Raw genomic sequence first — 14,076 nt, forward strand, 5'->3', positions numbered from 1 at the left:
GTTCTGTCAGATTATTTACAGTCGATGCAAGTTGCCGAATCTCGTCCCGTATCGCTCCGTCCGTTGTTTGCCCTGCCGGTAATTGTGGCTGCGCTGGGCTACTTCGTTGATGTCTACGATCTGTTGCTGTTCAACATCGTGCGTGTGCCCAGCCTAAAAGATCTGGATTTATCAGAAGCGGATGTTTCTCTAATCGGCGGACGCATTCTGAACTTTCAGCAGGCCGGGCTTCTGCTGGGTGGCATCTTCTGGGGCATCCTGGGCGACAAACGCGGTCGATTGTCGGTGCTCTTTGGCAGCATCATAACCTATTCGCTGGCCAACATTGCCTGTGGTTTTGTCCACGATCCTAATGTATATGCCATACTCCGGTTTATTGCTGGCCTGGGTCTGGCTGGTGAGTTAGGAGCGGGTATTACGTTAGTCAGCGAGATTCTCCCGAAAGAGTTACGCGGGTTAGGGTCTTCGCTTGTGGCTGGTGTTGGTTTGCTGGGGGCCGTGGTGGGCTATTTTACCGTTACACTCTTCGATTGGCGCACGACCTATTTTATTGGGGGCGGGCTGGGCTTGGGCTTATTGTTGCTACGGGTCAGCGTACTGGAATCTGGCATGTTCAAACGTGTTCAGGAAACCACCGCATCCCGTGGAAATTTCTGGGCTTTGTTTCAAGGTAAGGATCGTTTATTACGTTACCTGCGCTGCATGGGCATTGCGTTACCGACGTATTTAGTGATTGGCATTCTGGCCACTTTCGGCAACGAGTTTGGCAAAGCGCTCGGCATCAACGAACCCATTCAGCCGGGTCGGTGCGTGATGTTTACTTACATTGGCACCGCTGTTGGCGATCTGCTGAGCGGCCCCCTGAGTCAATACGTACAGTCACGTCGAAAAGCCATCGGCCTGATGATGGGCTTCACCCTTGTATTCGTTTTGATCTACTTGTCGGGGCTTATTAATTCAGCGCCTTTATTTTACGCCATCTGCCTTGGCATGGGCTTCAGCATTGGCTACATCGCCATGTTTTTGACCATTACGGCCGAAAGCTTCGGTACCAATCTACGGGCTACGGCAACTACCTCGGTAGCTAACAACGTAAGGGCGACTACGTTACTGACGATTCCGGCTTTTCAAGCCATGAAGCCAGCGATAGGTGTATTAGGTGCAGCGGGGGTTGTTGCGCTGCTCTGCTTTGGCCTTGGTTTCTGGTCGCTACTAACGATAGAGGAAACGTTTGGCAAGGAGCTGGACTATTCAGAATAAATAGACGCGCTACTCAATCGGGTTAGTAGCAATCTGACAAATTACCCTGGTCGAGGATTATAATTTACTAAAGCGTGTGATGATTGGTGGAGCGAAACAGCGATTCGAAACGACGCAGCAGGTCTTTACCAATACGTTGACCGGTTGGTGTAAGTTGTCCAAGCAAAACAGTAGCGTAACCAATCCAGAAAGCATAGTCAGATACAGGCGTCAGTGAAACAAAAGCGGTTGTACTGATCAGCCCAATCAACAGGGCCAGATAGGTCAGCAGTAGTGAATCAGCTCGCCACGAGTAGCTTGAGGTCTTCATGGCGAGAGACAGAAACTCATTTTCCTGACGCAACCGTATGGATGCCTGCCACAAGGCACTGCCCAACACATACTCGGTTATCACAACCAGTCCGTTGGCCCAGTCCCAAACTTCGGCATGGTTTAAACGACTTGAAATAATACCGATCACATTTTCAGGGCTGATCGACATAAACCCTAACAGGCATTCCTCTTCAACAAAAGTTACGGTGCTAACACCGACGCCCAATAGCCCTAGTCGCACCGACCGAAGAGACATCGACCATCGCCATTGGCTGACCCGGTGAACGGCAGCGTTTATCGCTAATGAAAGCCAACGGTTCAGGCTTTTAAGGGCAAACAGAAACGCAACAAAGCCTGAAACTATTATAGTAAGTGTTGGGGCAATGTAAGCAAGCGTACCAAGGCTGATTAAACCGCCTGCATACGTAACGTAGAATATCCGGTAAAGCCAGTTATACAATCCAGTCTGGTCGGGACCAGCCTTGGTTGATTCCAGATTAATCGAATCTAACTGTCGATTGGCGTAGGCGAACAAGCCTGCACATAGGATGAGCACTATCAGCCAAACCAATGTTGTCTGATCTATTCCTATAAAATTTATGACTTGTTGCATGTTGAGTCGATAGCATTTTAGCTATCGACTGGCAAAGGTAGAACAGCGCTATTAGGGGAAGCTTACAGCTACATTAGAAAAAAATTAGATTTTCAATTACCCTTTGAGTGGCAAAACTACGGTGAATGTACTACCTGCGTCAGGCTGGCTAACGACCTCAATGCGGCCCTGGTGCAGTTCGATAATGCGCTGGCAGATGGATAGACCCAGGCCAAAACCGTTGTGAGTCCGGGCGTTTTCGGCACGGTAGAACGGGTCAAAAATTCGTTTTATCTGATCCGGCGCTATACCAATACCCTGGTCGGTCACATTCACCCGGCACGTTGACTCGTCAGTAGCAATACGAACAACGGCGCGATGGTCGGGGCTGTATTTACAAGCGTTATCGATTAGATTGAGCAGCATCCGCCGTAATAACAACTCGTCGCCCAGCACTTGTGGATGCTCTTCTGAGTCATGCACGTTGGCAAAACCTACGTCGATTCGGTAGGTGGGCCAGGCGCTCAACAACTCGTCACAGGCCGAAAATACAACGTCATCTATAAAAACTTTTTCATGAGCTAGTTGAGCAGGCGCATCGAGTGTGCGAGCGAGTAACAGCAAACTATTGGTCAGGTTTATGATCCGGTCAGTATCCGCAGAGAGATCGTACAGTATTCGCTGGTACTGTTCGGGGGCGAGCGTATGACGTAATCCAAGCTGAAGTTCTGATTTGAGCGCAGTCAGGGGAGTTCGTAGCTCATGGGATGCGTGAGAGATAAAGGTACGCTGCTGCTCAAATGCCTGTTGGAGTCGCCCCAGCACCAGGTTAAAATTAATAGCGAGTTGTGCTACCTCATCCTGGCGATTACCTTCGTCCAGCCGTTGCTGAAGATTCAGCGCATTGATAGTGGATACCTGGTGGTTGATTTGGCTGATGGGACGCAATGATTGACCCGCAAAGAGCACACCCAACACAACCGTACAACCGATGCCGATGAGCAGGTTCCAGATGAGCGTTCGTTTTAAGTCACGTAATTCGCCTTTACCAAACTTATCATAGGCCGACGCGACAACGGTCAGCGGTTGGGAGTTTTCGGAAGAAAACAATCCAAATATCTCTCGTTCGCCTAACTCCGTACGTACGACCTTTTCCATCCTGATTTGGGTCAACAATGAAGAGGGAATCGCCAATGAATCCTCATCAATGCTGGCGTAAAGCAGGTGGTTCGTAGCATCAAAAACGAATACCTTCTGATCGTATAAAGTGATTAACGTGTTACGGTCAATAATCCGCAGCAGATTACGATCAACCTCTTCGACTTCGGTTAAAAACTTCACCGTTGTTCGGGCGCGCTGCTCCAGTCGGTCATAAAATTCTTTCTGCCGATATTGTTCAGAACGGAGATAAACGATCAGCGAGAAGACAAGTAAAATAACGGCTACAATGATCGAAAACTGGAGGGCAATTCGGTTACGTATCGTCATGAGGAGTTAGTCTTCCCGGAGCACGTAGCCCAGACCGGGTCGGGTGTGAATTAGTTTTGGTACGAAGTCGCGATCAATTTTCCGACGTAAGTAGTTGATGTATACTTCAACGACATTGGTACCTGAGTCGAAATTTAGCCCCCAAACCTGCTCGCTCAAGTCCATTTTTGATACAACCCGCCCCTGATTACGAACCAGATATTCTAATAGCGTAAACTCGCGGGCTGTCAAGTCGATCGGTATATTCTGACGACTAACGGTCTTGGCCGATAAGTTTATTACCAAATCGGCAATTTGTAGCACGTCTTCCTTAGTTATCTGCTTCGAATTCGCCCGGCGCATCCAGACCCCGATGCGGGCGCTCAGTTCACGCAAGTCAAATGGTTTAACTAAGTAATCATCAGCCCCCAACGACAAGCCTTCGATTTTGTCCTCGATTTCGCCCAGTGCCGTTAGCATGATAATGGGTAAGTCGGGTTTTTGAAGCCGAACGCTACGACAAACTTCATATCCGTTCAGACCGGGCAGGTTAATGTCCAGAATTAGCAGGTCAATAGCCTGATCAAGTGCAAGTTGACGTCCTGCGTACCCTTCATAAGCTACTTCGGTGGCGTACCCTTCTTCGCGCAGACTACGGCTAATGTTCTGCGCAATTCGTCGGTCGTCTTCAACAATAAGTATGGTACGCATAATAAATGAACGAATTGTTATAGCCATGTTGAGCATAATCTCAGACTATGCTCAGGCGTTATCCGGTCTGTGACCGGAGCATTATGCATCGGGTTGCCTCAAAATTACTTATTCAAACAACTTCTAAAGTACGGGGCGCTTATTGAACCAGGGGCGGGCCTGTTCCAATTGACCCGCCAGCCGGAACAGCGTTGCTTCATCGCCGAGTTTAGCGGCAAACATGACCCCAATGGGCAATCCATCGGCCGACCAATGCAAGGGAACAGACATGGACGGCTGACCGGTCATATTTGTGATGACTGTGTAAGAAATATAACCCAGCGATCTTTCCGCCAGGTCTTCCACCGTTTTGCTGTTCTTTAAGTATTTCAACCCTCCAACAGTATCGACTAACTTAAGCAACCGCTCTTCTGAGGCCTTATTCTGAAAGGTGCCAATCGCGATTGGCGAACGCGGAAGCGTGGGTGTCAGAAACAAATCATAGCTTTCGTGGAGCCGCCCCATGCTGCGGTTCAGGGTGTTCCAGCGCCGTTTTTGAAACGCCAGGTCTTCCGCCGAGAATCCACCAGCCAGCCGGGCCTGCGCCCACGTATTAAGTTCGACATCGCCACGCCGAACGGGCCGTCCCAGGTAAGCACTTAACTCCCGGAGCGTAGCCGCCGTTTCGCTGAGTACCGTCACGAAAAAAGCTTCGGTCACAATCGTCTTTTCGTAAGGCAGCGGCACCTCCTCAACGATATGGCCCAGGCTCTCTAACAGCCGAACTGTTTCTTGCACTGCTTTTACGCATTCAGGATCAATGACTTGCGAAGGCATCAGCGCCTGTGTCGAGAAGGCGATACGTAGCTTACCCGGCGCTCGCTCAACTTCTTCGACAAACGGACGCTCAGGCGGAGTTATCAAATAAGGGTCACCCGGAAATGGCTGATACGTTGGTCCACCCGCCACAACATCTAATAATCCGGCACTATCGCGAACACTGCGCGTGACGGCATGACCGATAACGGCGCCATTCCATAACTCGCCAAAACGCGGACCGAGGGTAACGCGCCCCCGCGAGGGTTTGAACCCGAATAAGCCGCAGCAAGCTGCCGGAATGCGAATAGAGCCACCCCCGTCTGAAGCTGTCGCTGCGGGGACAATGCCTGCTGCCACGGCCGCAGCTGAGCCACCACTCGACCCACCCGGCGAATGGGTGAGCTTCCAGGGGTTACGAGCGGGGCCATATAGTTTTGACTCCGTATAAGGCGTCAGGCCAAATTCGGGCGTATTGGTCTTACCGAAAAAGATTAGTCCAGCCTCTTTTAAGCGTTTAGTCACCTCGCTGTCGGCGGTCGAGACATAGTTTTGATAGCCCCGGCTCCCCGATTTCATGGGTGTGCCTGCCCATTCGAGCTCTAAATCTTTAAGCAGGAAGGGTACACCCCGAAACGGTCCTGAAGGAGGCAATTGTTTAGTCATGGCAACGCCTTGTTCATACAAAGGGGTTACAATGGCGTTCAGTTGCGGATTAACCGACTCGGCGCGGGCGATAGCTGCCTCGAGAAGCTCGGCGGGTGTAACCTCGCCAGTTCGCACCAGTTCAGCCAGCGCCGTTGCATCGTGCGAAACGTATTCGTCGAACGAAAGGATTGAGGTAGACGAGGTCTGCATGCTATTTTAAGAGGATGGTTTAGCAGAGAAATACTACTGCGGAGCTACCGCTACGCCAATCTTTGAATCGGCTGTACCATAATACAAAAACCATTTACCGCGAAAAGGAACCATACCCTCCAGAAAACACACCTGGTTCACCTGCCCCTCCATCTCATAGGGTTGGTCAGGTTTAATAAAGTAAGTTTCCGAACGATCGATGAGTTTTTCAGGGTGTTGGGCATCGAAGAGCAACTGACCACCTGCGTACGCGCCTTCGGGTAGATTTGTATCGCCATTCTTGGCGTCGTTCATGCCATTATAAATCAACAGGATACCTGCTGGTGTTAACATCGCAAACGGCCCAGGCTCAATCAGGCGAACGTCATACTTTCCTTTCCGGGACTCGGCAACAGCGAAGGGTTTGCTTTTATCTGTTTCAAGGGGTGTCCAGTGCAATAAATCATCGGACGTAGCAATACGAAGCTCAGGCTGATCACCCCAGTACATCCAGTATTTACCGTTTATCTTTTGCGCTACCAACCGGCTTCCCACGCGTTTGCAAACGATGGCCCCTGACTTTGACCATTCGTTACGATACCGACCATTGTCGAACTGGTCGAACGCTAATCCTTGTTTCTGCCAGTTCGTCAAATCACGCGAGGTGGCCACGCACAGCCGGGCTTTATCACCATCGTAAGCCGTATAGGTCATCACATACACTCCGTTGGGGCTTTCCACAACCCGCGGGTCTTCGCAGCCACCCTCCCACTCGTAGACTTTCATGGCGTCGTTATCCGGGTAAAAAACAGGTTTGGGCATCCGCTGAAAATGAATTCCATCCGAACTTACAGCCAACCCTAGACGGGATGTACCCGCATGTTTACCAACGGTATCTTCGGCCCGGTAGATCATATACACCTTTCCATTGCGCACCACCGTTGCCGGGTTGAATACGTCTTTCTCCTCCCAATGCACCGTTTCTTTCCGCACCGGACACGGAAACGTAGTGCTGGCCTTCGCATCCAGAATAGGGTTGTCCTTGTTTTGTTTTTGAAACGGCCCCAGCATCCACGGCTTTTCGGGCGTTGACTGAGCCAACACCAAATTGGTCAGGAATACCAGAAGTAAGGCGGCCTGAAGGCATCGGGCTTTTTTCATGTCTTTATTGTGTTAATTCATTTCGCAACTACGCTTTTGCCCAATTTTCCTTGTGGTACTGGTCTTTCCTGCGGTAACTCAACGGCTCCATCCTCCAACAATGAATGACCAAGCCACCGGGCCCGTTGCTGTCGGCCCTGAATATCATCTCGCTCTAGTAGGCGAATACCGCCCGGCCGATCCAGAGAGGGCTCTTCATAAATAATCTCCAGCGCTACCCAAGCCAGATATTCATTGAGTTTAGCTTCGAGTGGTTTATTACCGAAAATACATACCTCATAATACCAGTCCAGTGGCTCACCGGCTACGGCTTCCGTAATAGCCCGGTAGTCAGCTAACGTATAGCCGATAAAAGGCTTACCAAAGTGTTGCCACATCTGCTGCATCACATCGTCTAAGGAGCGGACATGGTCAGTAAGCCGACGAATGTGCAGGTCTAAAATTAGCGCCACAATAGCCCCTTTGTGATAAACAGAGACTTTCCGATCGGGTACGCCTTTATCATACCCATCGAGCCACAGATCCCAGGAAGATTCCGCTAACGATTGAAACGCCCGCCCGTTATTTTCAAAATGCCGTTTAAAGAGCACCTGTAACTCTTTAAGATACGCTTCATCGTTGAACACGCCCGACTGCCGAAGCATCAGATCACCGTAATAGGTGGTTACGCCTTCTGCTACAAAGCAGGTAGAAAAGTAATTTTCCCGAGTGAAGTCATACGGTAGAAGTTCCGTCGGTCGAATGCGGATGATGTTCCAGGCATGAAACAACTCGTGCGACGATACGCCCAGTAAATCCTGGTATAACCCTTCTCCTTCATCATTAGGCCCTAACACCAGCATCGTCGAATTGCGATGTTCTACGCCGTGGTAATGTGGTACGGGGAGGACCAGCGTCAGAAAATGGTAGTCACGTTCGGGAAACTCACCGTATAAATCAAGCTGTTTCTCGGAGAAACGGCTAAAGTCATGAACGATACGGTCGGCATCAAACGTGGGGTTACCATCCGTCCGACGCCCCCCCTGAATCCATACGTGAAACGAAATGCCTCTTACTTCGTATCGAACGTGCTGCATAACGGGAGCCGCCATCAGCGGACAATCGACCAATTCGTAAAAATCAGCGGCCTGAAATATGTGGGCCTGATCTGAAGTCGGTGCTAATCCGCAGGCTACCGTCCAATCTTGTGGAATACCCAGTTCAAGTAGACACGGCTCATTAATTCGTCCTTCGGCATACAGACACAGATTCACCGGATTAACGTACAGCAACGTATCGCTCACGAAGCTGCTACCGGCGTTCAGCAGATTAGGCGTCGGCAGCAAAGCGTAATAGTTATATCGGACGGTTAAATCAGTTGTCTGCTTAGTCTGCACCCGCCAGCGGTCTTTGGTGATCTTTTGAAAAGGCAGGAGCCGTCCGTTCTGATCGACTATGTCGAAACGCTGAATATTTTTGGCAAATTGCTGTAATTCGTAACGCCCCGGACGCCAGGCTGGCAATTGTAGCTCAACCTCCGCTGTTGTAATGTTGGTGAGGAAGGCTTCAACAGCGATATAATGAGGTAAGGTTGGGTCAGCAGACAGGCGATAATGCATAGTTTAGCAATTAAGTCAAAATAAGGAAATAAGTGCAGCAGCAGATAAATAGAATACGTTTAAGACGTTCATTTACGTGCAGTATTGGCGACACTTACCTCACTAGTTATCAACGAAAAGAAGGGCAAATCGTTTTTCTAAAGCAGCGCTTGATAAACTGCCATCATTCTCCTATCTTTGCGGACTCATTTGGAAAACAAGGGTTTTAGGCAAGATATATCATGAAAAGAACGTACCAACCATCGAACCGCAAGCGGAAAAATAAGCACGGCTTCCGCGAGCGTATGGCCACCGCCAACGGCCGTAAAGTACTGGCCCGCCGTCGTGCCAAAGGCCGCTGGAAACTGACCGTATCGGACGAGAAAAAAGGCGAGCGCTTCAAATTGTAATTACACCCGGTGAGTTTATCACAGGGTTCCCTTTTGATCAACTTACCGACATTTATGCAGCAAACCTTCACTAAATCTGAGCGGCTTTGCAGCAAGAAAATCTTAAGCGAGTTATTTAAAAAAGGTAGTACGTCGGAGTCGCCAGGCGCGAACCGGACGTTCTACCTTTTTCCGTTTCGGGTACTCTATATTCCACATCCTCAACCGGCCTCTACTACCCCACCAGCGCCGGAACTCCAGCTACCCGCTATTGTCATTACCGTTCCCAAACGCGTCTTCAAACGGGCCGTCGACCGCAACCTTGTGCGTCGCCGGGTTCGGGAAGCATACCGACTTCATAAGCACTTACTTAGCCAGGCCAAAACTCCACCGGCGTCCATTGCCTTTCTTTATACCGCCAAGCAAATAATTTCGTTTGAAGAGATAGAAAAAGGTATGAAATTAGCAATAAAGAAATTCTAGTCTGAGCTGGCATACCCTGGACGGCCACGTCTGGGCGCTGGCATCGGCAGTTCCCTAGTATAGACACCCGGACGTGGCCGTCCAGGCTACCCTCAACATGCGGTTTTCTAAACGCTTTACCCTCCTTGCGTCCTCGGCTCTGGTGGCCGGTGGCATTGGCTTCTTCTCATTTAAGAACGACGATCGTTTTTTTGAGATTGCCCGTAACCTCGACATCTACGCGACGCTCTTCAAAGAGCTGAATCTATATTACGTAGATGAAGTCAATCCAAACCGCATGGTCAAAACCAGTATCGACGCCATGCTGAAGGCCCTGGATCCCTACACGAACTTCTTCGCCGAAGACGAAATCGAGGACTACATGACCATGACCACTGGCCGCTATAACGGCATTGGCGCCTTAATTGGCCAGCGGCAAGGAAAAAGTATCGTCCTGATGATTTATGAAGGTACACCCGCCGAGAAATCAGGGCTGCAAATTGGCGATGAGGTCGTTAAGGTGGACGGTGTTGATCTTAAAAGCCGAAAAGACCGCGACGGCGGACCGGCCGATCCGGGCAAATTATTGAAAGGCCAGAACAATACGGCTGTTAAACTTACGGTTCGTCGCTACGGGCAAAAAGATCCGGTCGAGGTCAGCGTCATTCGCGACGTTGTTAAAATGACGAACGTACCCTATTACGGTATGGTGACCGACGAAGTTGGCTATATTGACCTTAAAGACTTTACGGCGACAGCCTCACGGGAAGTACGCACGGCGTTTCAGGAGTTGAAAGGGAAAGGCATGAAAAAGCTAATCCTTGATGTTCGCGAAAATCCGGGAGGACTGCTCAACATGGCCATCGATATCTCGAACATCTTTATTCCGAAAGATTCCGAAGTTGTTACGACCAAAGGCAAGGTAACCGAATGGAATAAAACCTATACGGCGCTGAATGCTCCGCTGGACCTTGAAATTCCCATTATTGTTTTGACGAACAGCCACAGTGCGTCAGCCGCCGAAATTGTGTCGGGTGTCATTCAGGATTACGACCGTGGGGTGCTGGTAGGTCAGCGGACATATGGTAAAGGACTCGTGCAGACCACGCGCGAATTATCGTTCAATACTAAGTTGAAGATTACAACGGCTAAATATTACATTCCCAGCGGACGATGCATTCAGGCCATTGACTACAGCCACCGTAATGCGGATGGTAGCGTTGGTAAAATTCCGGACTCGCTCAAAACCGCGTTTAAAACCAAAGCCGGGCGGGTTGTTTATGATGGTGGTGGCGTTTTACCGGACGTTGTCGTTGAAGCCCACACACCCACCCCCATTGCGCTTAGCCTGACCAACAAAGGGCTGATTTTTGATTACGCGGTTAAATATCGCCAAGAACACCCAACGATTAAGCCCGCCCGCGAATTCCGACTAACGGATGCTGAATACAGCGATTTTGTGAAGTGGTCGGGTGATAAAGAGTACGATTACACGACACAGGTGGAAAAAGACCTCGGTACGCTCGAAGCTTCGGCTAAGAAAGAAAAATACTTTGATCAGATTCAGGATCAGTTAAAGGCGCTCAAAACAAAGGTGTCGCACAGCAAAGACGCCGATATGATGACCTTTAAAACAGAGATCAAGACACTGCTGGAGCAGGAGATTGCGGGACATTATTACCTACAAAAAGGCATCAAAGAAGCGTCTTTCGCGACTGACCCCGAAATGAAAGCAGCCCTTGATTTGTTCAAAGACATGGGCAAGTACAGCGCCATGCTGAAGAAGAAATAATACAGTTGAATAGCTACCAAGGGGAAGAAAGGATGCGTACAGACACGTCCTTTCTTCCCCTTAGTTTATCCGATCACCCCCTTGTTCATGCTTATCCTCTCAATTGATACGTCAACGACAGTCTGCTCCACTGCTTTACACCAAAATGGTACTTTGTTAGGGTGTTACGAACTCTTCACCGAACGGACGTCCGCTTCAATGCTGACAACACTCATCAACAATGTTGTGGAGCATACGGGTCACGAACTTAACCAGCTCGACGCGGTTGCCGTTGCTAAAGGCCCCGGATCATACACGGGTCTACGTATCGGCGTCTCAACAGCGAAAGGACTTTGTTATGCGCTCGACAAGCCGCTCCTGGCCATTAATACGCTGGCGGCTATGACGGAACAGCTACGAGCTTACTATCCAGACACTCACATCCTGTGCCCCATGATCGACGCCCGACGCATGGAAGTGTATTGCGCACTGTATAAGACAGATGGCAAAGAGGTTTTTTCGACCTCCGCGAAAATTATTGACGAAAACTCGTTCGATGAGTGGTTAGTGCAAAACCCGCTGGTTTTCTTTGGTGATGGGGCGAAAAAATGCCAGGCTATCTTAGGAGCACACTCAAATGCGGTTTTCCCGGACGTAGTGGTGTCGCCTTCCGCCCGAACAGTTGGCAAACTGGCAACGGCGGCCTTTGCAAACGGACAGTTTGAAGACGTTGCCACGTTTGAACCGTTTTACCTAAAAGATTTTATGACGACACAGCCCAGAAAAGCGGTGCGGTAGTGCTCAAGACACATCCTGTTTGACTGGCAGCGCGGGAATTTGCCATTTTTCACCGTATTTCGCCCCGGCAACCGTCCATTCCCCGCTTTCGTGCAAATCATCGTTGATATTGGTAACACCGACGCCGTTTTCGGCCTGTATGACCAAAACGCCTGGCAACACATCTGGCGCACACCTGCCCGACTCGACGAACCAAGTCAATCGTATGGCCGTCGACTTCGGCTCTGGCTGCTCGAAGCCAACGTTTCGTTGAGTGCGATACAGACCACCGTGTTAAGCAGCGTAGTACCGAATTTAACACCTACAATGCGGGTGATGCTGACGGAGTTACTAGGCTTTGAGCCGGTTGTGGTTGGGCCGGGCGTTTATCCATTGCTACCTCTCGAAATCTTACGTCCGCACGAGATCGGGGCTGACCTGGTCGCGAATGCGCTGGCCGCTTACTCACGCTATCGTCACAACTGCGTTGTTGTTGACTTTGGCACCGCGCTGACCTTTACCACGGTATCTGCCGAAGGAAAAATTCTGGGCGTAGCTATCGCACCAGGCTTAAAAACGGCGATACGGTCGTTATTCGCCAATACGGCCCAGCTCCCCGAAGTGCCCATTGAGGTGCCGCAGTCGGCGCTTGGTACCAGCACTACTCACGCCATTCAGGCAGGGGTTGTCTTAGGATACGACGGTTTGATACGTTCGTTAATTGACCGCATTCGTGCCGAACTGCATGGCGATTGCCTGGCCGTAGCAACAGGCGGACTATCGGGCCGAATTCCGTCTCTGCAAACCGCCTTTGTTGATATTGTTCCATCGCTAACGTTAGATGGTATCCGGCTTATTGGCGAGGCCGTTCGCATGGCGCACTAACCACAGTGCTACGTTGTGTAATCACTATCCACAAGGTGAGGAGAAGAATCCACAATACTCTATTTATCAAAAAGTTATCTACGGCTAAAACAAAAGTGACCAACAAGCATACTCCGTTTAAATACAATGTGTAGCTGTTACTTGGTTTGTAAAATGCAAAAACTGTCTCTATGAAAAACGTGGTATTAATAAGAGATTAAGGCAGCTGAGTTGGCATGCTTTTTTATACGTTGTCAGTAAAGCTCATGATGAGAGCTTACTAATGAACAGACAGCGTTATGAATAAATGGTTATGGATCACCGCAGTATGGCTGAGCTTTGCGGGAAGCAATGCAGTAGCCGAAAATCCGGGTATGTGGAACCGGGGCGAACTCCTCTTAGAAAACGGCATTCAATTAACGGGTGAGCTAAACTATAACTGGAAAGCAGAAATAGTACAGTACCGGCAAGGTAATACCATAAAAGCTTACTCGGCCTATCAAGTCCGTACGTTCGTTTACTTTGACACCTTGCAAAGTACCTTGCGCAAGTTTGTATCGGTCGATTATCCCGTTAAACCGGCTCTGAGCCGCCCTTTGTTTCTCGAAGAGTTTGTAGTTGGCCCGCTCATGGTTTATAGACGCCTTCGTCACATGCACGAACCCATAAAGGTCTTGACTCCTGCCTCATTTGGCACCGACGAAGAGCTGGTTAAAGACATTGACAACTTTACTTATCTGGTCCTTGCCGGAGATGACTTCATTGACCTGAGTGATTTCAGCCGTGCACTTTGGCCGCGCATGCAGGACGAGTTCAACAACGAATTACAAAAATACATAGCTCGCCTGCAGCTGGAACCCACTAGCACCTTAGCCCGGCTCTTACTTATTAACCAATATAATTATCTGAAAATGAATACATCTCCGGAAAATCAATCTGCAAGTCACACCACATCAGCCGGGCATTGATCGACATAATCTATTGAAACTTAAAAGGCGTCTCCTAGGTAGGAGACGCCTTTTGTATTATTTAAATAATTGAAATTTTTAGCCAGATTTCTTGAGGCCGTTCAGTAAATACCAACTCCTAACCAAATTAAAC

13 protein-coding genes are annotated in these 14,076 nt (G+C 49.6%); 7 read left to right on the forward strand and 6 right to left on the reverse strand.

Annotation, left to right across the window (positions count from 1 at the left end; all coding sequences use genetic code 11):
• Window positions 1-24 precede the first annotated feature (24 nt).
• Window positions 25-1,260, forward strand: a complete 1,236-nt coding sequence (locus tag ACFSUS_RS04425; RefSeq protein WP_381519623.1) for an MFS transporter — start codon at window positions 25-27, stop codon at window positions 1,258-1,260.
• Window positions 1,261-1,327: 67 nt separating this feature from the next.
• Here ACFSUS_RS04425 and ACFSUS_RS04430 read toward each other — a convergent pair whose 3' ends face one another.
• The 6 genes from ACFSUS_RS04430 to ACFSUS_RS04455 form a co-directional block, all read right to left on the reverse strand.
• Complete coding sequence (locus ACFSUS_RS04430) at window positions 1,328-2,185, reverse strand: hypothetical protein (protein WP_381519625.1); 858 nt, start codon at window positions 2,183-2,185, stop codon at window positions 1,328-1,330.
• Window positions 2,186-2,281: 96 nt separating this feature from the next.
• Window positions 2,282-3,652, reverse strand: coding sequence for a HAMP domain-containing sensor histidine kinase (locus ACFSUS_RS04435; protein ID WP_381519628.1), 1,371 nt, complete (start codon window positions 3,650-3,652; stop codon window positions 2,282-2,284).
• Window positions 3,653-3,658: 6 nt separating this feature from the next.
• The gene (locus ACFSUS_RS04440; protein WP_381519631.1) at window positions 3,659-4,342 is read right to left on the reverse strand and encodes a response regulator transcription factor; all 684 of its coding nucleotides are present in this window, start codon (window positions 4,340-4,342) and stop codon (window positions 3,659-3,661) included.
• A 123-nt stretch (window positions 4,343-4,465) separates the two neighbouring features.
• Complete coding sequence (locus tag ACFSUS_RS04445) at window positions 4,466-5,995, reverse strand: amidase (protein WP_381519634.1); 1,530 nt, start codon at window positions 5,993-5,995, stop codon at window positions 4,466-4,468.
• A 33-nt stretch (window positions 5,996-6,028) separates the two neighbouring features.
• Window positions 6,029-7,135 carry a glycoside hydrolase family 130 protein gene (locus tag ACFSUS_RS04450; RefSeq protein ID WP_381519637.1) on the reverse strand — a complete coding sequence of 369 codons (1,107 nt, stop codon included), beginning with the start codon at window positions 7,133-7,135 and terminating at the stop codon, window positions 6,029-6,031.
• Window positions 7,136-7,152: 17 nt separating this feature from the next.
• A complete protein-coding gene (locus tag ACFSUS_RS04455; protein WP_381519640.1) occupies window positions 7,153-8,733 on the reverse strand; it encodes a M61 family metallopeptidase in 1,581 nt (526 codons plus the stop codon).
• A 221-nt stretch (window positions 8,734-8,954) separates the two neighbouring features.
• Here ACFSUS_RS04455 and rpmH point away from each other — a divergent pair, with 221 nt between their 5' ends.
• The 6 genes from rpmH (at window position 8,955) to ACFSUS_RS04485 (ending at window position 13,943) form a co-directional block, all read left to right on the forward strand.
• Window positions 8,955-9,122 (forward strand): 50S ribosomal protein L34, encoded by a 168-nt coding sequence (rpmH, locus tag ACFSUS_RS04460; RefSeq protein ID WP_381519643.1) that lies wholly within the window; start codon window positions 8,955-8,957, stop codon window positions 9,120-9,122.
• A 54-nt stretch (window positions 9,123-9,176) separates the two neighbouring features.
• Window positions 9,177-9,584 (forward strand): ribonuclease P protein component, encoded by a 408-nt coding sequence (locus tag ACFSUS_RS04465; protein ID WP_381519645.1) that lies wholly within the window; start codon window positions 9,177-9,179, stop codon window positions 9,582-9,584.
• A gap of 97 nt (window positions 9,585-9,681) precedes the next feature.
• On the forward strand, window positions 9,682-11,355 hold the full coding sequence (locus ACFSUS_RS04470) for a S41 family peptidase (protein ID WP_381519648.1): 1,674 nt from the start codon (window positions 9,682-9,684) through the stop codon (window positions 11,353-11,355).
• An 87-nt stretch (window positions 11,356-11,442) separates the two neighbouring features.
• Window positions 11,443-12,132 carry a tRNA (adenosine(37)-N6)-threonylcarbamoyltransferase complex dimerization subunit type 1 TsaB gene (tsaB, locus tag ACFSUS_RS04475; protein WP_381519651.1) on the forward strand — a complete coding sequence of 230 codons (690 nt, stop codon included), beginning with the start codon at window positions 11,443-11,445 and terminating at the stop codon, window positions 12,130-12,132.
• Between the two features lie 90 nt (window positions 12,133-12,222).
• On the forward strand, window positions 12,223-12,996 hold the full coding sequence (locus ACFSUS_RS04480; protein ID WP_381519654.1) for a type III pantothenate kinase: 774 nt from the start codon (window positions 12,223-12,225) through the stop codon (window positions 12,994-12,996).
• 278 nt (window positions 12,997-13,274) lie between these two features.
• Entirely contained in the window at window positions 13,275-13,943 is a 669-nt protein-coding gene (locus tag ACFSUS_RS04485) for a hypothetical protein (RefSeq protein WP_381519657.1), read from the forward strand.
• Window positions 13,944-14,076 lie beyond the last annotated feature (133 nt).

Origin of the sequence: Spirosoma soli (assembly GCF_042684525.1) — a bacterium.
Taxonomy (GTDB): domain Bacteria; phylum Bacteroidota; class Bacteroidia; order Cytophagales; family Spirosomataceae; genus Spirosoma; species Spirosoma soli.